Here is a 19,972-nt window from a genome sequence, read left to right as displayed (position 1 = left end):
CCCAGGCCGAAGGCGCGCTCCGCGGAGTTGCATCCGGCGAGACCCGCCGCGCCGCACAGGAGCCCGGCGATGATGACGGGGTGAAACTTCATCGATGCTCTCATCCTGCAAGGCCGCCCCGGCCCCGATCCGGCCTCAGATACCGCATCGCGGGCCACGGCGCCAACGGCTTCACCCGGCGGGGGCTTTGCGGGGCGCGATCAGGCTGTCCCACAGGATCAGCGCCACGCCCACCGTGATGGCGCTGTCGGCGACGTTGAACACCCAGGGGAAGAAGCCCAGGCGCTGCACGTCGATGAAGTCGATGACGTAGCCCAGGCGGGCGCGGTCGATGGCGTTGCCGATCGCCCCGCCGATGATCAGGCCGAGGCCGGCGGCGATCGCCGCGCGCTCCGGCTTGCGCGCCCAGGCGATCAGGGCGGCGGCGACGGCCAGCGAGAAGCCCACCAGCGCCCAGCGGACCACGTCGGCCTCGGCCTGCATCAGGCCGAAGCTGACGCCGCGGTTCTGGATGAAGGTGAAGCTCAAGGGGCCCACCACCGGCGCCGAGCCCTTCAGCGGCAGCATGAACGGTCCGACCATCCACAGCTTCACCGCCTGGTCGAGGGCGACGACCACGGCGGCGGTGGCGTAGGCGGCCCAGCCTAGGCGGGTGGCTTTCATCACCCTTCTCCCGCCAGGAGGAGAAGGGAATACTCACCGCCCATGGGCGGCGTCCCAGGCGGCGACGGCTTCGGCGTCGCGGGGGGTGAGCTCGGGATAGCGGGGGTCGGCGCCGACGTCGGCGGAGATCTTCCAGGAGCGGGCGCACTTGGCGCCCAGGGCCTTGCGGACCACCACGGCGAGGTTGGGCTCCTCGGGCAGGGTGAAGGCGCCGGCGGGGCCGGGCTCGCCGGAATGGATGGCCGCGCCGCTGGTGATCATCACGTCCTCCAGCGGCATGTCGGCGCCGAAGGGCCACTGGAAGGCCTCGCGGGCGTAGACGTCCACATGGGCGTCGAGGGAGGCGCCGATCAGCTTGTCGCGGCGGGCGACCTCGAGGGCGCCGGTGACCGTGCGTCGCAGCGCCAGCGCCGTGCCCCAGGCGCCGGCGGCCTGGTCGTCGCGCCAGGCGTCGGGGGTCTCCGGGAAGGTCTGCAGCACGATGGGCCCCGCCTCCGGGAACCGCGTGGTCCAGGCCTCCTCCATGGTGAAGGCCAGCAGCGGCGCGAGCCAGACGGTGAGACGCTCGAACACCAGGTCCATCACCGTGCGGGCGGCGCGCCGGCGCAGGCTGTCGGGACGGTCGCAGTAGAGGGCGTCGCGGCGGATGTCGAAGAACAGGGCCGAGAGCTCGTTCTGGCAGAACTCGGTGAGCGGGCGCACGGCGTCCTGGAACAGATAGGCCTCGTAGGCGGCGCGGACCTGGCGGTCGAGCTCCCACAGGCGGTGCAGGATGAAGCGCTCCAGCGGCGGCATCTCCGCGAGGGGCACGCGCTCGGCCTCGGTGAAGCCGGCCAGGGAGCCCAGCAGGTAGCGGACGGTGTTGCGCAGCTTGCGGTAGGCGTCGGTGGCGGTCTGCAGGATGGTCTTGCCGATCCGCTGGTCCTCGGCGTAGTCGACCATCGCCGCCCAGAGGCGCAGGATGTCGGCGCCGCTCTCCTTGATGATCCGCTGCGGCTCGATGGTGTTGCCCGTCGACTTGGACATCTTCTCCCCCTTCTCGTCGAGGGTGAAGCCGTGGGTCATCACCGCGCCGAACGGGGCGCGGCCGCGGGTGGCGGAGCTTTCCAGCAGGCTCGACTGGAACCAGCCGCGGTGCTGGTCCGAGCCTTCCAGGTAGAAGTCGGCGGGCCAGCGGGAATTCTCGCGGCCCTCCAGCACGAAGGCGTGGGTGGAGCCGGAATCGAACCAGACGTCGAGGATGTCCTCGACCTTCTCGTAGCGGGCCGGGTCGTGGGGGCCCAGGAAGTCGGACGCGGGCCGCACGAACCAGGCGTCGGCGCCCTCGGCGGCGATCAGCTCGACGATGCGCGCGTTGACCGCCGCGTCGTGCAGCGGGTGGCCGGTCTCCTTGTCGACGAACATGGCCAGCGGCGAGCCCCAGGCCCGCTGGCGGCTGATCAGCCAGTCGGGGCGGCCCTCGACCATGGAGCGGATGCGGTTCTGGCCGGCGGCGGGGTGGAAGGCGGTGGCCTCGATGGCCTCCAGCGCCGTCTCGCGCAGGGTGCGGCCGGCCGGGTCGGCGGCCAGCGGCTCGTCCATGCGGATGAACCACTGGGGGGTGTTGCGGAAGATCACCGGCGCCTTGGAACGCCAGGAGTGCGGGTAGGAATGCGCCAGCCGGCCGCGGGCCAGCAGGGCGCCCGCCTCGATCAGCTTGTCGATCACCGCGGGATTGGCTGGGCCGAAGCGGCCCTGGGCCTTGCCCTCGGTCTCCAGCACCTTCAGGCCGCCGAACAGCGGCACGTTCGGGTAGTAGGCGCCGTCGGGATCGATGGTCTCGGGGATTTCGCGGTGGCCGTGGGCCAGCCAGACGGCGTAGTCGTCGGTGCCGTGGCCCGGCGCGGTGTGCACGAAGCCCGTGCCGGTGTCGTCGATGACGTGGTCGCCGGCCAGCAGCGGAACCTGGAAGCCGTAGTGGCCGTCGAGGGCGGCCAGCGGATGGGCCAGCACCATGCCCTGCGGCTCGAGGCGCTCCAGCTTGCGGTACTTGGCGATCTTGGCGGAGGCGAACACCTCGCCCGCCAGCTTCTCGGCGACGATCAGCTTGTCGCCGGGCCTGGCCCAGGGCTCGAAGGCAAGCCCCGTCTCCATGGCCTCGACCACATAGACCGCGTAGGCGATGGCGTCCGAATAGGCCACGGCGCGGTTGGCGGGGATGGTCCAGGGGGTGGTGGTCCAGATCACCACGCTGGCGTCCTGGGCCGCGTCGGAGCCCTCGACCACCGGGAACTTGACCCAGATCGTCGGCGAGACGTGGTCGTGGTACTCGACCTCGGCGTCGGCCAGCGCCGTGCGCTCCACCGGGCTCCACATCACCGGCTTGGAGCCGCGGTAGAGCTGGCCCGAGGCGACGAACTTGTGGAACTCGGCCACGATGGCGGCCTCGCTTGCGAAGTCCATGGTGGCGTAGCGGCGGTCCCAGTCGCCCAGCACGCCCAGGCGGCGGAACTCGCTCCCCTGCGCCTCGACCCACTGGGCGGCGTAGGCGCGGCATTCCTGGCGGAACTCGGCCACCGGGATGTCGTCCTTGCGCCGGCCCTTGGCGCGGTAGGCCTCCTCGATCTTCCACTCGATCGGCAGGCCGTGGCAGTCCCAGCCGGGGACGTAGTCGACGTCGTAGCCGAGGGCGAAGCGGGAGCGGACCACGAAGTCCTTGAGGATCTTGTTCAGCGCATGGCCGATGTGGATCGCGCCGTTGGCGTAGGGCGGGCCGTCGTGCAGCACATAGAGCGGCGCGCCGGCCGCCTGGCGGGTCTTGCGGGCGGCGGCGTAGAGGCCGAGGGCGTCCCAGCGGGCCAGGATCTCCGGCTCCTTCAGGGGCAGGCCGCCGCGCATGGGGAACGGCGTGTCGGGGAGGAAGACGGTCTCGCGATAGTCGCGCGCGGGCTTTTCGGCGTCGTCGGCCATGGGACTTTCCAGCTGGCTCGGGAGGATCGGGGAAGCGGGGTCGCCCGGCGGGGGCTGGAGCGGTCGTCCTGGCTCACGCCGGGAGGGTAATTCGCTGGGCCGTCCGAACCGAAATCATGATCGGGCGGTCGTAGCAGAGCCTGCGGCGGGGGTCTACGCCCGCAGGATCCGGCGCGCCTCCTGGGCGTCGGCCATCACCTGGGCGGTCATAGCCTCGAGGGAGGGGAACCTGGCCTCGGGGCGGAGGAAGGTGACGAGGTCGGTGTCCAGCACCTGGCCGTATAGGTCCTCGTCGAAGTCGAACAGCCACACCTCTAGGCGCGGCGTCACCTCGCCCACCGTCGGATTGACCCCGAGGCTGGCGACGCCGGGCAGGACGCGGCCGTCGGGCAGGCGGGTGCGGGTGGCGTAGACGCCGAACTTCGGCTGCACATAGTCGGCCAGGCCGATGTTGGCGGTGGGGAAGCCCAGGGCGCGGCCGAGCTGGCGGCCCTTCTCCACCACGCCCTCGATGGCGAAGGGCCGGCCCAGGATGGCGGCGGCGTCCTGCGGGCGGCCGTCGCGCAGGGCCTCGCGCACGTCGGTGGAGGAGAACTTCTGGCCCTCGGCGTCGCCCACCGGCTCGGCGACCGAGACGCCGAAGCCCAGCTCGCCGCCGTACTGGCGCATGGTCTGCGGGCTGCCGGTGCGGTCGCGGCCGAAGGAGTTGTCGAAGCCCACGGCGACGTGCCGCGCGCCCAGGCCCTCGTGCAGCACGCGGGTGGCGAACTCGCGGTCGGTCATGTTGGCCAGCTCGGCGTCGAGCGGCAGGACATAGAGGACGTCGACGCCCAGCGCCTGCAGGGCGCGGGCCTGCTGGTCGGGCTTCATCAGCCGGAAGGCGGGCTCGTCGGGGCGGAAATAGACCCGCGGGTGCGGGTCGAAGGTGATGACGCCCAGGGGCGCGCCCAGTTCGCCTGCGGCCTTGGCGGCCAGGGCGATCACCCGCTGGTGGCCGCGGTGGACGCCGTCGAAGTTGCCCAGCGCCACGGCCGCGCCGCGGTCGCCGGGCGCCAGGCCGCGCCAGCCGCGCAGGGTGCGCAAGCCGCTCATGCCGGCCTGTGCGGGACCATCACCACCGCCTCCCCGTCGACCACGGGCCTGCCGTTCACGCTGCAGACGGTGGCGAGGGTCACGCGGGCCTTGGCCGCGTCGAGCCCGGCGACGGTCGCCCTGGCGGTCACCGCGTCGCCGATCCTCACGGGCCGGCGGAAGCGCAGGGACTGGGAGAGGTAGACAGCGCCGGGCCCCGGCAGCTTCACGCCCAGCACGGCGGAGATGAAGGCCGCGGCCAGCATGCCGTGGGCGATCCGCTCGCCGAACGGGGTGGCGGCCGCATAGGCTGCGTCCAGGTGCATGGGGTTGGTGTCGCCGGAGACCGCGGCGAAGGCGTCGATGTCGGCGGCGCCGACGGTGCGGGTGGTCTCGGCGCCCTGGCCCACGGTCAAGTCTTCGAAATACAGCACCGGCGCCCGCGCTCCACCCACCCGCGGCTTCCTTAGCGGCGATCCGGCGCGATGCGAAGCGCTTCGAGGCGTCGGCGAACCGTCACCGCATCGATGGCGGCGAGGGCCCTCACCAGACCAGTTCGTGGATCGCCCATTTCGCGTGGGCGCCTTCGGCGGCGAGCACGGCGTCCAGGGCCGCGGGGTCGAGGCCGCCGTCGCCGGAGGTCTCGGCGCCGTGGATGCCGCCCCCAACGAAGAGCACGTCGAGGCCCTGCGCGTTGGCGCCCTTCACGTCGGTGACTACCCCGTCGCCGACGCAGAGGACGCGGGCCTTGTCGAGGGGGCGGCCCAGCAGGGTCCCGGCCTCGGCGAGCGCCAGGTCGTAGACCGGGGCGAAGGGCTTGCCGGCCATCAGCACCGGGCCGCCCAGCGACTCGTAGAGCGCGGCCAGGGCCCCGCCGCAGTAGATCAGCTGGTCGCCGCGCTTCACCACGATGTCGGGGTTGGCGCAGACCATCTCCAGGCCGCGATCGGCGGCGGCGGCCAGGCGGTCGCGGTAGTCCTCGGGCGTCTCGACGCTGTCGTCGTAGGGGCCGGTCACCGCGATGAAGCGGGCGGCCTCGGGGCCGGCGAAGTCGAGGCCCAGGCCGTCGTAGAGCGCGGCGTCGCGCTCGGGCCCGATGGCCCAGGCCGGGCCGGGGGCGCGCTCGGCCAGCAGGGCGCGGGTGGCGTCGCCGGAGGTGACCAGCGTCGACCAGGCCCCGCGCGGCACCTTCAGGGCGTCGAGCTGCGGACGGATGGCCGAGGCGGGGCGCGGCGCGTTGGAGATCAGCACCACGGGCCCGCGCTCCGCCCGCCAGCGGACCAGGGCGGCGCAGGCGTCGGGAAAGCTCCAGCGGCCGTTGTGGATCACCCCCCAGACGTCGCAGAGCAGGACGTCGTAGCGGTCGGCGAGTTGCGAGAGGCCGGCGGCCAGGACGGGTGCGGTCATGGCCGGGCGGTAGCGGGGTCGGCGGGCGGGGTCAATCGGCGCGCTGATCTCTGCGCCTGCCCTCATTCAGATCGTCATCCTCGGCTGAAGCGCGGCACGCGCGGAACGCCGAGGATCCATGCACACCGGGAATTGAGGATAGCCACAGAGGCGGTGTTCATGGATGGCCGGACAAGCCCGGCCATGACGCCCTGAAAAAGAGGGGGAGTGGGGACGTCTGTTCGGACTGCGCCTACCCCCGCCCCGCCACCCGGCGGCGCAGGGTGGAGCGGACGAGCTCGGGGGGCGGGTCGGCCTCGGCGATCACCGCGTCGCGGATGGCGCGGGGCTCGCCGAACAGGTGGCCCTGGCCGTAGGCGATGTCGAGCTCGAGGATGTCGACCACCTGGCGCTCGGTCTCCACCTTCTCGGCGATCACCTCGACGCCGTAGCGGCGGGTGAGCGCGCAGAAGTCCTCGGCGGCCAGGTCGGGCAGCGACTTCAGCACCAGCCGGTCGTCGGCCTCGACCAGCTCGTCCAGCAGCGGCTGGGCGGCGATCTTCAGGAACTTCACGTCGGAGCGGGCCAGGTCCTGCAGGTCGAGGTCGAGGTCCACCACCTTGTCGAGGGAGAAGCGGAAGCCGAGCTCGGCCAGCTTGCCCATGTTGCGCGCCTCCACCGAGCCGCGGGCGTCGAAGGCGGCCTGGCCCAGCTCGAAGATCAGCGCCCCGGCCAGGTCGCGGTTGGCCGACAGCATCTCCAGGAACTGCGGGAAGAAGCTCTCGTCGGCCAGGCTGAGGGTGGAGATGTTGCAGAAGATGCCGACCTTGCGGTCCTGCTTGGCCAGCCGGCGCACGATCTGCACGCAGCGGAACAGCAGCAGGTTGTCGATGGTGGTGACCAGCCCTTCCGGCTCGGCCACCGCCAGGTACTCCGCCGGCATCAGCACCCGGCCGGTCTCGTCGCGCAGGCGCGAGAAGCTCTCGTAGAACACCGTGCGCCGCTGGGGCAGGCTGACCACCGGCTGCAGGTAGAGGTCGACGCGGTTCTCGGTCAGCGCCGCGCGCACGGTCTCCAGCAGGGCCCCGGAGGGATGGGGCGCCCCGCCGCGCCCATGGGCCGGCGTGGCGGCCGTCATCCGCTCGTCCAGACGCTCGCTCATCCGCTGGACCAGGTCCTCCAGGATGTGCACCTCGCCGGAGAGCTCCTCGGAGCGGCGCACGGCGTCGTCGGCCAGGGTCTCCACCACCTCGGAGACCCGGGCGTCCAGGCGCTCGATCTGGCCGATCAGGATGCGGTTGGCGTCGCGCAGGGCGGCCAGCTGCTCGGAAGAGCTTTTGTCCAGGCCGCGCTCGACCAGGCTGTGGATGGAAAGGCCGAGGGCCAGGCCGCCGAGCAGGGCGGCGGTCCCCGCGCCCCATCCGCCGCCGTTGCGCCAGATGGACAGGGCGACGATCAGCGAAAGGCACAGGTAGGCGCCGCATAGCAATACGAGCGTCAGCCGTCGCATGGTCCCGCCGATCCGAATCGTTTCGGATTATCCGCCGGGGGAGCCGGGAAAGTCGACAGGATTGCGGCGGACCGAAGGTCGCGGGGGCGGAGGGCTCGCATAACCGGCATGAGCTCCCAGGCGGGGAGCATGGCGGCTACAGCGGCCTCAGGCGGTTCACGTGCCCCATCTTCCGGCCCGGCTTGGCGTCGCGCTTGCCGTAGAGGTGCAGGCGCGAGTCGGGCTCGGCGGCGTAGCGGGCCCAGTCGTGGGCCTCGTGGCCCAGCAGGTTCAGCATCTCGACGCCGCGCACCGCGTCCGTGGGCCCGAGCGGCCAGCCGGCGATGGCGCGGATGTGCTGCTCGAACTGGTCGACCGCGCAGCCGTCCTGCGTCCAGTGGCCGGTGTTGTGCACCCGGGGCGCGAACTCGTTGACCAGCAGGCCGCCGTCGGCCAGCTCGAACAGCTCCACCCCGATCACGCCCACATAGTCGAGGCCGGTGAGGATGCGGACGGCGATCCGTTCGGCCTGGGCGGCGGCGGCGGCGGAGACCCGCGCAGGCGCCAGGCTGCGGCGCAGCACCCCCTGCGCGTGGTGGTTCTCGGCCAGGGGATAGACCGCGATCGCCCCGTCGCGGCCGCGGGCGGCGATCACCGAGAGCTCTCGGGCGAAGGCGGCGGGGGCCTCCACGATGACGGGCGCGCCGCCCAGCGCCTGGAAGACGGCGGCGGCGTCGGCGGCGTGCTCGACCCAGCGCTGGCCCTTGCCGTCGTAGCCCTCGCGGCGGGTCTTCATCAGGGCCGGCGCGCCGACGCGGCCCACGGCCTCCACCGCACCCTCAGGGCTGTCGGCGGCGGCGAAGGCCACGGTGGCGACGCCGGCGCCGTTGAGGAAGGTCTTCTCGTCGAAGCGGTCCTGCGCCACGGCCAGCGCGCGCGGGCCCGGCGCCACCTCGACGCCCAGGGCGCGCAGCCGGTCCACGGCGGCGACGGGCACGTTCTCGAACTCGTAGGTCGCCACCTGGGCGTGGGCGGCCAGCTCGGCCAGGGCCGCCTCGTCGTCGTAGGCCGCGACGATGGCGTGGGCGGCGACCCGGGCGGCGGGGGAGTCGGGCTCGGGGTCCAGGATCACCGTGTCGAAGCCCAGGCGCGCGGCGGCGAGCGCCAGCATGCGGCCGAGCTGGCCTCCGCCCAGGACGCCGAGGGTCGCGCCGGGGGCCAGGGGCAGGCTGGGCATGGGGTTCAGGCGTCCTCGACGGTTTCGGGGATGGCGGCGGTCTGGCGCTCGCGGAAGGCGGTGAGCCGGGCCGCCAGCGCCGGGTCGGCGAGCGCCAGGATCTGCGCCGCCAGCAGGCCCGCGTTGCGGGCGCCGGCCTCGCCGATGGCCAGGGTCGCCACGGGCACGCCGGCCGGCATCTGCACGATGGAGAGCAGGGAATCCATGCCCTTCAGCGCCTTCGACTCCACCGGCACCCCCAGCACCGGCAGGATGGTCAGCGACGCCGTCATCCCCGGCAGGTGGGCCGCGCCGCCGGCGCCGGCGATGATCACCTTGACGCCCGTCGCCTGCGCGCCCTTGGCGAAGGCCACCATCCGGTCGACGGTGCGGTGGGCGGAGATCACCTTGGCCTCATAGGCGACGCCCAGGGCGTCCAGGCTCTCGGCGGCGCCCTTCAGGGTCGGCCAGTCGGAACGGCTGCCCATAATAATGGCGACGGGCGCAGCGGGGGCGCTCAAAGCTGCACCATCGATCCAGGCCCCCTGCGGCGGAAAGGCGCGGAGTATAGGCGCCGGCTTTGCGCCTGCAACCGAGGACCGCTAGGATTCCGTAACGTTAATCGGCGAGGAGTGATTCCCGCCATGAAAATCACCGGCGCCCGCACCGAGCCGCTCTCCGACACCCGCCGCCGCGCCCTGGCCCCTGCCGGCGCCCAGGCCGTCGCCTCCGGCGCGCCGGCCGACAGCGCCGGCTTCCTCGGCCTGTCGGCGGCCGACCTGACGCCGGCCGTGCAGCGGGCGGTGCAGACCCTGCTCGGCGAGGTGGACGACCTGCGCGGCGAGGTGGCGCGGCTGAAGGCCCGGCTGGCGGAGGCCGAGAGTCTGGCCGACCGCGACGTGCTGACCCCGGTGCTCAACCGCCGGGCGTTGATGCGGGAGCTGAACCGCGTCCGCACCTTCGCCCAGCGTTACGGCTCGCCCGCCAGCCTGGTCTATTTCGACCTCACCGGCTTCAAGAGCGTCAACGACCGCTTCGGCCACGCCGCGGGGGACGCGGCGCTGCAGGCGGTGGCCCAGCGGCTCAGCGCCCAGGTGCGCGAAAGCGACGTGGTGGGCCGCATGGGCGGCGACGAGTTCGCGGTGATCCTGGTGCAGGCCGACGCCGCCACCGCCCAGGCCAAGGCCGCGGCGCTCGTCCAGGGCGTGGAGCGCGCGCCCGTCGAGTTCGGCGAATGGTCCGCCCCGCTGCATCTTTCCTATGGCGTCAGCGAGATCACCCCCGACCTCGAGCCCGAGGCGATCGTGGCTGCGGCCGACGCGGCCATGTACGCCCGCAAGCGCCAGACGCTGTAGATCTCCCCCTTACGGCGTCACCGGTTGAGTCCATATGCGATCGCCCTGTCCTTCATGGGGAGGACTACGACTACGCGATGATGTCCGGCGTCAGCTGGTCCTGCAGGCGGGCGATCTCGTCCTTCAGCGCCAGCTTCTTCCGCTTCAGGCGGCCGATGACCATCATGTCCGGCAGGGGCGAGGCGGTCAGGGCCTGGATGGCGACGTCGAGGTCGGCGTGGTCCTGGGCGACGCCGGCCAGCCGGGTGCGCAGTTCGCGCTCCCATTCCACATCTTCTTCGTCGTCCATGAGCGCCTGCAGACTGTGGTCGGGCGCGGGATCATGCCGAGCCCGCACGCCAAAGGGCAAGCCCGCATCGAGGGCCCGTGCAAGGGTTTCGAGGGCCGCCTTCGGCGCCGGCGCGCCCCACGCGCCGGCGGCCGCGGCGAGGGCCTCCGGCCGCGGGACAAGGCCGGCCGGCCGGCGGCCGGTCATGGCCTCCAGGGTCTGCAGCAGAAGTTGCTCGGCGGTCAGCTCGGCGGCCTGGACGGCGGTGCGCACCCGCTCGCGGGCCGCGTCCTCCACCGGCGGGCAGGGCGGCTTCAGGGTGCGGCGGACCTCGCGCAGCGGCGTGACCGCGCAGGCGTCCCACGCCCGCGCCGCCTGGGCCGCCTGCGCCAGCAGCGCCGGCTCGACGCCACCGGCCCAGGCGGCCCACAGGAGGAAGCCGGCCGACTGGCCGTGGCGGTCCTGCAGCTCCAGGCAGGCGTCGGCGACGCCTGGGCGGGCGTAGGCCTCCACAGCCCAGTCCCAGAGCGACATGGCTCAGGCCTCGCCGGAGACCGGCCCCACGTCCCGGCCCCAGCGCTTCACCGGGCTCCAGGAGAGGCCGAACAGGTCGAGCGCGCGGCCCACCGACTGGTCGACGATCTCGGCCAGGCTCTGCGGACGGGTGTAGAACGCCGGCAGCGGCGGGGCGATGACGGCGCCCATCTCGGCCAGCTTCACGAGCGTGCGCAGGTGGCCCAGGTGCAGCGGGGTCTCGCGCACCATCAGCACCAGCGGGCGGCGCTCCTTGAGCGTCACGTCCGCGGCGCGGGTGAGGAGGGAGGTGGTGACGCCGGCGGCGATCTCGCTCATCGAGCGCACCGAGCAGGGGGCGACGATCATGCCGAGCGTCGGGAAGGAGCCGGAGGCCACCGCCGCGCCCACGTCGCCGGGCCGGTAGACCACGTCGGCCCGGGCCTGGACGTCGTCCAGGGAAAGCCCGGTCTCCTGCGCGAGGGTCAGGGCGGCGGCGCGGGAGAAGATCAGGTGGGTCTCGACCTCCAGCTCCCGGCAGGCGTCCAAGGCCCGCAGGCCGTAGGTCACGCCGCTGGCGCCGGTGACGCCGACCACCAGGCGGGGACGCTCGGGACTGGTCATGGTTTGGCCTCCGCGCCTGAATTCAAGGCGCCGCACCGGTTACGCCGCGCGCAAACATATGTGATCTGACAGCTGGACGCAGCGGGTGTTCACTTCCTTGTCTTGTCCTCACAGCAAGGAGCTCGAATCATGGCCGTGGAAGCCCGTATCCGCGAACTTGGATCTCGCCACGAGTCTTTGGAGAACGCGATCCAGGAAGAAATGAGACGGCCCGCCTACGACGACATGAAGCTCAAGGAACTCAAGCGCCAGAAGCTGAAGCTCAAGGAAGAGATGGAATCTCTCCGCACGCGGCTTCACTGACGCCTTCCCGGCCGGGCCTCGAAGGTCCGGCCCGCCCCCCGAATCCCTGATCGGCGGCCGCCCTGGCGGGGGGACCGCCCGATCTTGCGCAGGCCTAGTCTTCGGCGTCCTGCGTCTCGTACGCCTCCACCGCTTCGTCTCCGCCGTGACCGGCCTCGGACGCCGGGCGCAGCGTCGCGCCGTCCGGCTCCGCCACCCCGCGCTTGGCGTCTTCCTTGGCGCGCTTGTCGGCGGCCTTCCGCACCACCGCGTCCAGCTCCATCTGGGTGGCCAGGCCCAGCGTCACCGGGTCCACCGGCTTGATGTTGTTGGCGTTCCAGTGGGTGCGGTTGCGCACCTGGTCGATGGTGGCCTTGGTGGTGCCGAGGATGCGCGAGATCTGGCTGTCGGCCACCTCCGGGTGGTTGCGCAGGAACCAGGCGATGGCGTCCGGCCGGTCCTGCCGGCGCGAGACCGGGGTGTAGCGCGGCGCCTTCTTCACCGGCTTCAGCAGCTCGGCGTGGCGGCTTTTCTGCGCCTTCATGCGGTACTTGGGATTGTTCTGGGCGGCGTCCAGCTCCTCGCGGGAGAGCTGGCCGTTGGCGATGGGGTCGGCGCCGCGGATGTCGCGCGCCACCTCGCCGTCGGCGATGCCGCGCACCTCCAGCGGGTGCAGGCCGCAGAAGTCGGCGATCTGCTCGAAGGTGAGCGAGGTGTTGTCCACCAGCCAGACGGCGGTCGCCTTGGGCATGAGGATTTCGGTCATGGCGCTATCCCGGAAATGAAGGCGCCCGGCCTTTCGGCCGGGCGGGGTCGTCACGGTTACCTATAGGCATGTTTCAGGGGCAAGAAAACGCACAATTGATCCGGCCCCGCCGCCCCCCGGCAGGCGAGGGGCCGCCCGCCATCGCCGCAGCTTTGCGGCCCCGCTACGCCTCGATCAGGTTGCGTTCCTCCGCGGCGGCCTTCATCGACCGCTGCAGTTTCTCGAAGGCGCGCACCTCGATCTGGCGGACCCGCTCGCGGCTGACGCCGTACTCGCCGGCCAGGGCCTCGAGCGTGGTGGGATCATCCTTCAGGCGCCGCTCGGTCAGGATGTGCCGCTCGCGGTCGGTGAGCTCGGTCATGGCCGCGTCCAGCAGGCTCATGCGGATGGTGCGTTCCTCGTTCTCGGCCACCACGCTTTCCTGGCTGGGCGTGACGTCGTCGGCCAGCCAGTCCTGCCACTCGCTTTCGCTGTCGGAGCGCAGGGGTGCGTTCAGCGAGGCGTCCGGGCCGGACAGGCGGCGGTTCATGGAGACCACTTCCTCGTCCAGCACGCCCAGCTTGGTGGCGATCTGGCGCACCTGGTCGGGATGCATGTCGCCTTCCTCGAAGGCGCTGATCTGGCTCTTGGCCTTGCGCAGGTTGAAGAACAGCTTCTTCTGCGCCGCCGTGGTGCCCATCTTCACCAGGCTCCAGGAGCGCAGGATGTATTCCTGGATCGAGGCGCGGATCCACCACATGGCGTAGGTGGCCAGGCGGAAGCCCTTGTCCGGCTCGAACTTCTTCACCGCCTGCATCAGGCCGACGTTGCCCTCGGAGATCACCTCGCCGATCGGCAGGCCGTAGCCGCGGTAGCCCATGGCGATCTTCGCCACCAGGCGCAGGTGTGAGGTGACGAGCTGGTGGGCGGCGTCGGAGTCCTGATGCTCTTTCCACGCCTTGGCGAGCATGAACTCCTGGTCCTTGGCCAGCATCGGAAACTTGCGGATCTCCGACAGGTAACGGCTCAGGCCGCCTTCCGGCGACATGACGGCGATCGCGTTGATGTTCGCGGCCATTGGTAGTTCCCCTTTTCCGGAACTTCGGGTTGCGCGTCAGGTCGCGCACAAACCACCTTGTCCCTAGCAACCGATTCAGAGCGATCCTGGTTGCGGGGCGCGATAAATCGCGGCGGGTGGGGAGACCCGAATGTCCCACTTCTCAAGTGGGATAATTAGACCTTGGAAGCCTCCCGTTCAAGGGCCGGGAGCCCCAGGGATTCTTACAAATCGGACAGCAAAGCTGCGAGCGCGACCATGTCGGCGGGCAGGGGGCTTTCGAAGCGCAGGCGCGCCCGCGTGACCGGATGGACGAATCCCAGGACGGCGGCGTGCAGCGCCTGGCGCGCGAGGCCTGCCGCGGCCATCGCCTCGCGCACCGCCTGCGCCGGCGGGCCGGACCCGTAGACCCCGTCGCCCAGCACGGGTGCGCCCTTGGAGGCCAGGTGCACGCGGATCTGGTGGGTGCGCCCCGTTTCCAGCCGGCATGCCACCCGGGCGGCCAGCGGCCGGGCCTGGGGGCCGAACACCTGCTCGACGGCGTAGTGGGTCACCGCCTCGCGCCCGCCGCTGCGGACCAGGGCCATCTTCTTGCGGTCGTGGGCGGAGCGGGCGATGCGGCCTTCGAGGGTCCCCCGCCGCGGGTCCGGCGCGCCGCGGGTCAGCGCCACATAGGCCCGGTCGATGTCATGGGCGGCGAACAGGGCCGAGAGTCCCTGGTGGGCGGCGTCGGTCTTGGCGGCGACCATGACGCCGGAGGTGTCCTTGTCCAGCCGGTGGACGATCCCGGGCCGGGCCACCCCGCCGATCCCCGACAGCTCCCCTTCGCAGTGGTGCAGCAGGGCGTTGACCAGGGTGCCATCCGGCACGCCCGGCCCCGGGTGGGCCGCCATGCCGGCGGGCTTGTCGACCACCACCAGGTGGGCGTCCTCGTAGAGCACGACGAGCGGGATCGCCTGTGGCTGCGGATCGGCCGGGACCGGCGGGGGCACGGCGATGGCGTAGGCGCCGGGCGCGGCCCGGGCCGAGGCGCTGGCCAGCACCTGGCCGCCCAGGGAGACGCGGCCCTCGGCCAGCAGCGCCTGGATGCGCGCCCGCGACAGCTCCGGCAGCCGCTCGGCCAGGGTCTTGTCCAGCCGGCCGCCGGCCTCCTCGGCCGCAAGCGTCAGGGTCAGGATCGCGTCGTCGGCGTCGACCAGGTCGGCGTCCTCAGGCGGGGCGGGCGCGGTCACCCGGCCAGGTGCCCGCCTGTGCTGCGACCGCGCGACAGGGTCGTGGCCCAGGACGAGAGCAGGTAGAGCTCGCCCGTCCCCGCCGCCACGGCGCTGGGGCCGATGTCGCGGATCAGGTGGTTGCGGATCTGCTCGCTGATGCTGTCGTCGGCGTTGGTGTCGCGGGTGAGCAGCTCGCGCATCTGCGCGTCGTCGGCCTCGCGGTCGCCGCTCAGGTCGCCGAGCCGTTCCATCACCACCGGATAGGCGGACGGCGTACGGGCGGAGTTCAGGGCGGCGGCGAGGATCAGGCCGTCGAGCTGGGTCGCCTTGTGCAGGGCCACGCCGTTGAAGATCAGGAACACCGGCGTCTGGCCGACGGTGTCGAACAGGATGGCGAACAGCTGGCCCTCGATCGGCAGCATCCAGCCGTCGAACAGCAGGCCCGAGCCGCCCATGGTGAATTGCAGGAAGCCGTCGGGGCCGCGGCGGATGATACCGTAGTCGTGGAACAGCTGGCCCGGCATGGCGATGGACGGCCGGGTCGAGCGCCAGAAGCCCTCATAGGTCGCCGCGCGCCGCTCGGTCACCAGGTGGGCGATGTCCAGGCCGGGCAGCTTGAGGCCGTGGACCATGGCGGCGCTGGTCTTCGCCTCCATCGCCGCCGGCGCGGCCGGCTCCAGGCCGAACACCTTGGCCACGGCGGGCAGGTCGCGGTCCCAGTCCAGCATGTTGAAGCCGGGACGCTTGGAGGAGACCAGGCGGGTCAGGTTCTCCAGGCTGTGCGCCGAGGGGGTCACGGCGCCCGAGGCCCAGCGGCCCACCAGGGACTTGTCCACCCCCAGTTCGGCGGCCAGCCGCCCGCGGCTCATGGACAGCGCCTTGAGCACGAGGTCCAGCTTGGCGGGGAAGGCGTCGGGCGCAACCATGAGGGGACACTTCCCCCAACCCCGGTCGAAATGCAACCCGTTGCGCAACGGTGCAGGAGGGTGCAGCCACGGGCGCTATCGATGCACCCGGGGGCGCCCCGGCGTGCGCCTGCGGCTGCAACCGTTGCGCACGCCGTCGAGCGTCGCTGCAACTGCGCGCCAGCGTCGCCGCGGCGTACCTCATGGTTAACGGAAATGAGCGGGCGCGGATCGAGCCTCGGGCCGGAAGCCCTTCGCGAGGCGCCCTTCTTGCCTGGCGAGCGGGCCTGCCAGGCGCCACGGGCCGTTTTGGGACGACAGATGGATACGAACTTGTTCAAGGCCGAATTGGTTGCGTTGCTTCCGAAACTTCGGGGCCTCGCCATGGTTCTGACCGGCTCCGCCGCCGCCGCCGACGACCTGGTCCAGGACACGATGGTGCGCGCCTGGCGCTTCCGGGAAGGCTTCCAGGAGGGCAGCAACATGGCCGCCTGGGTGAACAGGATACTCCGCAACACCTTCTACACGGCCGCCGCCGCGCGGCGGAACGTGGTGCAGGACGTGGACGGCAAGTACGCCGCCCAGCTCTCCTGCAAGCCCGAGCAGGAATGGCGTGTGAAGTACGGCGAGCTGCTGTCGGCGCTGCGCCTGCTGACCCCGGAGGCCCGCGAGGCCCTGCTGCTCGTGGCGGCCGAAGGCCTGAGCTACGAGGAAGCCGCCGGGGTGGTGGGCTGCCCGGTGGGCACCCTGAAGAGCCGCGTCAACCGCGCCCGCGAGCGCCTGGCCGAGCTGATCGACGTCGACCTGCCCAAGGCCAACCAGCGCGCCGCTCTGCGCGCCGCGCCGGCCGCCGCCGCCCCCGTCCGCAACGCGTGGGCTCCCACGGCGAACGCGGCGTAGTCACCCAGGTCCGTCCTTCTCCCGCAAGGGGAGAAGGAGAGGCGGGCTAATCCTTCGCCTCGTGCTCGCGCTCGGTGATCGAGCCCTCGGCGAACAGGTATTCCCGCAGCTGCGCGTCGAACTGCACGTCGTTGCGCCGGATCCACTCGAGGGCCATGGAGGCGTGCTCGATCTCCTCGCCGGCGTTGTGCAGCAGGATGGCCTTCAGCGCCGGGTCGTCGCAGTCGTCCGCCCGCTGGCGGTACCAGTCCACCGCCTCCAGCTCCTCGATCAGCGAGGTGATGGCGTAGTGCAGGTTGAGCGTGCGCTTCTGCAGCTGCTCCCGCGGGACGTGGAGGCCTTCGCTGGACATGGGGTGCGCTCTCCTGTGATGACGCCGCAACTCTGCGCTACCGTGTGACGGGGGCCGCGCGGCGTCACTCCAAAACTTGCGCCGGTCACGGCCGTTCCACCAGCCGGCCGTTCTCGATCACCCGGTAGAAGCAGGCCCGGGCCCCGGTGTGGCAGGCGCCGCCGTCCCCCTGCGGCCGCACCTTCAGCAGCAGGCAGTCCTGGTCGCAGTCGATGCGCGCCTCCACCAGCATCTGGATCTGGCCGCTGGTGGCGCCCTTGTGCCAGAGCGCGTTCCGCGACCGGCTGAAGTAGTGGACCTCGCCGGTCTCCAGGGTCAGCCGCAGCGCCTCGGCGTTCATCCAGGCGACCATCAGCACCTCGCCGGTGTCGGCGTGGGTGGTCACCGCGCAGACCAGGCCCGCCGCGTCGAAGCGGGGCGCGAGCACGTCGCCGTGCTCCAGGTCGTGTTTGGTGGCCAGGGTCGGGAAGGGCGTGGACATCGCTGCTATATGGCGTTTTTCGACCGCGGTGCGCTAGAGCGGGTTGAAATTGGGTTGATCCGCTGGGCGGTAACTTAAGGGCGACGGCGCCTTTTTCCTCCCCTGGCCCGAAGAGGACGGGGGACCGCCCGCCGAAGAGCGGGTGGTGGAGGGGGCGCGGGTTCTGCAGTGCGTCGGCTCGCCCCCTCCGTCACGCCTCTGCGGGGCGCGTCACCTCCCCCGTCTTCTTCGGGACAGGGGAGGAAAAGCTCCCGGCGAACCCTGCAGGCTTAAGTTAGCGCCCATGGGCTTTCGCCGGGACCCGGATTCAGCCTGAGCCTCTCGTGGGTTTCACCTGGACCCCGGCCGGAGTTTATCCTCGGGCCGGGGGCCGGCCAGACCCGGGGGCTGGGGCGAGCGGGTTTTAAGCCGGCGATTCCGCCTGAAATCATCGTGCGCTAGCCTGCCTACGACCTTCCAACTGAACGTCGTTCTCGGCCGAAGCGCGGTGCGCGCGGAATGCCGGGGATTCATGAACACCAAGACGCAGGATAGGTCTCGGAGCCGGTGTTCATGGCCGGCCGGGACAAGCCCGGCCATGACAAGCGTAGATAGGGAACCCTCAGCGCTTGTTCACAAAATCCAAAAACCGCTGGCGCAGGCTGGCGTCGGTCTTGAACACGCCGGTGAACTGGGTGGTGATGGTCGAGACGTGCCGGTGGTGCACGCCGCGGGTGGTCATGCACTGGTGGGTGGCGTCGATCAGCACGGCGACGCCGGCCGGGCGCAGGCTGTCGGTGATCGCGTCGGCGATCTGCTGCGTCATGGTCTCCTGGGTCTGCAGCCGGCGGGCGAAGATCTCCACCACCCGGGCGATCTTGGAGATGCCCACCACGCGGTTGGTCGGCATGTAGGCCACATAGGCCTTGCCGAGGAACGGCGCCATGTGGTGCTCGCAGTGGCTCTCCACCTCGATCTCGCGCAGCATGACGATGTCGTCGTAGCCCTGCACGTCCTCGAAGGTGCGCGACAGCTCCTTGGCCGGGTCGGCGGCGTAGCCCTCGAACCATTCGTCATAGGCGTCGACCACTCGCTTGGGCGTGTCGACCACGCCTTCGCGGCGCGGGTCGTCCCCGGCCCAGGCGATCAGGGTGCGGACAGCGGCCATGGCCTCTTCCCGCGAAGGGCGTTTCACGGGCTCGAGGCCCGCGTCTGTACTGCCGACAAGCGTCCGGTCGCGGGCTACAGCGTCCATCTCTGAGGTTTGCTCTCCCGGGCCGAGTTGCGCCGGGGCGACGGCCCCGGAAATGACGCGTGTTCACCCGTCTACGTAAGGCCAAGCTTGGAGGTTGCAACCCCCGTGGCGCGTCCTTACGCCCGTCTGTATATGGGGCGAACGCCATTTCCGGCAACAGTCACCTGCGTCGCCCCATGTCCCTGAGCCTCTACGACACCATGGCCCGCGAGAAGCGGCTCTTCGTTCCGCGCGATGAGGAGCGGGTGACGATGTATGTCTGCGGGCCCACGGTCTACAACTACTCCCACATCGGCAACTTCCGCCCGGTGGTGGTGTTCGACGTGCTGTTCCGCCTGTTGCGGAGCTGCTACGGGGCGGACGCGGTGGTCTATGCGGCCAACGTCACCGACGTGGACGACAAGATCAACGCCAAGGCCCAGGCCGAGGGCGTGCCGATCTCCGAGATCACCGACCGCTACCTCGCCGCCTACAACGCCGACATGGCCTCGCTGGGCGCCCTGCCGCCCACCCTGCAGCCGCGGGTGACGCAGACGATGGACGCCATCGTCGGCATGATCGACCGGCTGGTGCGCAACAAGGCCGCCTACGCGGCCGAGGGCCATGTGCTGTTCGACACCCAGGCCTTCGCCGACTACGGCAAGCTTTCGCGCCATCCGATGGACGACATGATCGCCGGCGCCCGGGTGGACGTGGCGCCCTACAAGCGGCGCCCGGCCGACTTCGTGCTCTGGAAGCCTTCCAAGCCCGGCGAGCCGGAGTGGGCGAGCCCCTGGGGACCCGGCCGGCCCGGCTGGCATATCGAGTGCTCGGCGATGATCGAGCAGGCGCTGGGCCTGCCCATCGACATCCACGGCGGCGGCGTCGACCTGATCTTCCCGCACCACGAGAACGAGATGGCCCAGGGGCTCTGCGCCGGCCACGCCAAGGAGTACGCCCGCTACTGGGTGCACAACGGCTTCCTGAACTTCGGCGACGAGAAGATGTCGAAGAGCCTGGGCAACGTCGCCCTGGCGCACGATCTCCTCAAGCAGGCGCCCGGCGAGGTGCTGCGCTGGGCGCTGCTGGTCGGCCACTACCGCGCGCCGCTGGAGTGGACCGGAGAGCTGATCGAGCAGTCGCGCCGCTCGCTCGACCGCATCTACCGCACGCTGTCGGACCTGCAGCGCGAGGCGACCAACGCCGGGGTCGAGCTGCCGGACGCCGATCCCAAGACCGCCCAGGCCCTGCTCGATGAGAGCGGCCTGACTGCGGCGCTGGAGGACGAC

Annotated in this window: 21 protein-coding genes; 4 read left to right on the top strand and 17 right to left on the bottom strand. The window is 71.3% G+C overall.

What is annotated here, in order from left to right:
- Positions 1-171: 171 nt before the first annotated feature.
- The 8 genes from lspA to purE all read right to left on the bottom strand — a co-directional run bounded on the left by lspA (position 172) and on the right by purE (position 9,295).
- Positions 172-663 (bottom strand): signal peptidase II, encoded by a 492-nt coding sequence (gene lspA / locus VGL30_RS01185; RefSeq protein WP_331535921.1) that lies wholly within the window; start codon positions 661-663, stop codon positions 172-174.
- A gap of 33 nt (positions 664-696) precedes the next feature.
- On the bottom strand, positions 697-3,612 hold the full coding sequence (ileS, locus tag VGL30_RS01180; RefSeq protein ID WP_331535919.1) for an isoleucine--tRNA ligase: 2,916 nt from the start codon (positions 3,610-3,612) through the stop codon (positions 697-699).
- Between the two features lie 153 nt (positions 3,613-3,765).
- Complete coding sequence (locus tag VGL30_RS01175) at positions 3,766-4,704, bottom strand: bifunctional riboflavin kinase/FAD synthetase (RefSeq protein WP_331535917.1); 939 nt, start codon at positions 4,702-4,704, stop codon at positions 3,766-3,768.
- Positions 4,701-5,138, bottom strand: a complete 438-nt coding sequence (locus VGL30_RS01170) for a MaoC family dehydratase (RefSeq protein ID WP_331535915.1) — start codon at positions 5,136-5,138, stop codon at positions 4,701-4,703. The genes VGL30_RS01175 and VGL30_RS01170 overlap by 4 nt, the downstream gene beginning before the upstream one ends.
- An 88-nt stretch (positions 5,139-5,226) precedes the next feature.
- On the bottom strand, positions 5,227-6,090 hold the full coding sequence (locus VGL30_RS01165) for a TIGR01459 family HAD-type hydrolase (protein ID WP_331535913.1): 864 nt from the start codon (positions 6,088-6,090) through the stop codon (positions 5,227-5,229).
- 232 nt (positions 6,091-6,322) lie between these two features.
- Positions 6,323-7,579 carry an EAL domain-containing protein gene (locus VGL30_RS01160; RefSeq protein ID WP_331535911.1) on the bottom strand — a complete coding sequence of 419 codons (1,257 nt, stop codon included), beginning with the start codon at positions 7,577-7,579 and terminating at the stop codon, positions 6,323-6,325.
- Positions 7,580-7,715: 136 nt separating this feature from the next.
- Positions 7,716-8,795 carry a 5-(carboxyamino)imidazole ribonucleotide synthase gene (locus VGL30_RS01155; RefSeq protein WP_331535909.1) on the bottom strand — a complete coding sequence of 360 codons (1,080 nt, stop codon included), beginning with the start codon at positions 8,793-8,795 and terminating at the stop codon, positions 7,716-7,718.
- A gap of 5 nt (positions 8,796-8,800) precedes the next feature.
- Positions 8,801-9,295, bottom strand: coding sequence for a 5-(carboxyamino)imidazole ribonucleotide mutase (purE, locus tag VGL30_RS01150; RefSeq protein WP_414694942.1), 495 nt, complete (start codon positions 9,293-9,295; stop codon positions 8,801-8,803).
- Positions 9,296-9,418: 123 nt separating this feature from the next.
- Between purE and VGL30_RS01145 the strand changes: the two genes are divergently transcribed.
- Entirely contained in the window at positions 9,419-10,129 is a 711-nt protein-coding gene (locus VGL30_RS01145; protein ID WP_331535905.1) for a GGDEF domain-containing protein, read from the top strand.
- A gap of 70 nt (positions 10,130-10,199) precedes the next feature.
- Here VGL30_RS01145 and VGL30_RS01140 read toward each other — a convergent pair whose 3' ends face one another.
- Positions 10,200-10,931: a TIGR02444 family protein gene (locus tag VGL30_RS01140; RefSeq protein ID WP_331535903.1), complete on the bottom strand. Its 732-nt coding sequence runs from the start codon at positions 10,929-10,931 to the stop codon at positions 10,200-10,202.
- A 3-nt stretch (positions 10,932-10,934) separates the two neighbouring features.
- Entirely contained in the window at positions 10,935-11,534 is a 600-nt protein-coding gene (locus tag VGL30_RS01135; protein WP_331535901.1) for a UbiX family flavin prenyltransferase, read from the bottom strand.
- 129 nt (positions 11,535-11,663) lie between these two features.
- Between VGL30_RS01135 and VGL30_RS01130 the strand changes: the two genes are divergently transcribed.
- Positions 11,664-11,837, top strand: coding sequence for a YdcH family protein (locus VGL30_RS01130; protein WP_331535899.1), 174 nt, complete (start codon positions 11,664-11,666; stop codon positions 11,835-11,837).
- Positions 11,838-11,931: 94 nt separating this feature from the next.
- On the opposite strand, the gene VGL30_RS01125 is transcribed toward VGL30_RS01130, so the two are convergent.
- From VGL30_RS01125 to VGL30_RS01110, 4 genes are all read right to left on the bottom strand, one after another.
- Complete coding sequence (locus tag VGL30_RS01125) at positions 11,932-12,582, bottom strand: DUF1013 domain-containing protein (protein WP_414694941.1); 651 nt, start codon at positions 12,580-12,582, stop codon at positions 11,932-11,934.
- A gap of 163 nt (positions 12,583-12,745) precedes the next feature.
- Positions 12,746-13,639: an RNA polymerase sigma factor RpoH gene (gene rpoH / locus VGL30_RS01120; protein ID WP_331535897.1), complete on the bottom strand. Its 894-nt coding sequence runs from the start codon at positions 13,637-13,639 to the stop codon at positions 12,746-12,748.
- 203 nt (positions 13,640-13,842) lie between these two features.
- A complete protein-coding gene (locus VGL30_RS01115; RefSeq protein ID WP_414694940.1) occupies positions 13,843-14,850 on the bottom strand; it encodes an RluA family pseudouridine synthase in 1,008 nt (335 codons plus the stop codon).
- A complete protein-coding gene (locus tag VGL30_RS01110) occupies positions 14,847-15,758 on the bottom strand; it encodes a helix-turn-helix transcriptional regulator (RefSeq protein ID WP_331535895.1) in 912 nt (303 codons plus the stop codon). The genes VGL30_RS01115 and VGL30_RS01110 overlap by 4 nt, the downstream gene beginning before the upstream one ends.
- 300 nt (positions 15,759-16,058) lie before the next feature.
- Between VGL30_RS01110 and VGL30_RS01105 the strand changes: the two genes are divergently transcribed.
- On the top strand, positions 16,059-16,637 hold the full coding sequence (locus tag VGL30_RS01105) for a sigma-70 family RNA polymerase sigma factor (protein ID WP_331535893.1): 579 nt from the start codon (positions 16,059-16,061) through the stop codon (positions 16,635-16,637).
- A gap of 46 nt (positions 16,638-16,683) precedes the next feature.
- On the opposite strand, the gene VGL30_RS01100 is transcribed toward VGL30_RS01105, so the two are convergent.
- The 3 genes from VGL30_RS01100 to folE all read right to left on the bottom strand — a co-directional run bounded on the left by VGL30_RS01100 (position 16,684) and on the right by folE (position 18,704).
- Positions 16,684-16,989 (bottom strand): ferritin, encoded by a 306-nt coding sequence (locus tag VGL30_RS01100; protein WP_331535891.1) that lies wholly within the window; start codon positions 16,987-16,989, stop codon positions 16,684-16,686.
- 85 nt (positions 16,990-17,074) lie between these two features.
- Complete coding sequence (hisI, locus tag VGL30_RS01095) at positions 17,075-17,470, bottom strand: phosphoribosyl-AMP cyclohydrolase (RefSeq protein ID WP_331535889.1); 396 nt, start codon at positions 17,468-17,470, stop codon at positions 17,075-17,077.
- Between the two features lie 601 nt (positions 17,471-18,071).
- Positions 18,072-18,704, bottom strand: a complete 633-nt coding sequence (gene folE, locus VGL30_RS01090) for a GTP cyclohydrolase I FolE (RefSeq protein ID WP_331535887.1) — start codon at positions 18,702-18,704, stop codon at positions 18,072-18,074.
- A gap of 176 nt (positions 18,705-18,880) precedes the next feature.
- On the opposite strand from folE, the gene cysS reads away from it, so the two are divergent.
- A partial coding sequence (gene cysS / locus VGL30_RS01085) for a cysteine--tRNA ligase (protein ID WP_331535885.1) occupies positions 18,881-19,972 on the top strand: 1,092 nt, incomplete at its 3' end.

This window comes from Phenylobacterium sp. (assembly GCF_036502675.1).
Classification (GTDB): Bacteria; Pseudomonadota; Alphaproteobacteria; order Caulobacterales; family Caulobacteraceae; genus Phenylobacterium.
Note: the sequence above shows the minus strand (reverse complement) of the source record. Positions and strands in the feature narration are given on the sequence as shown.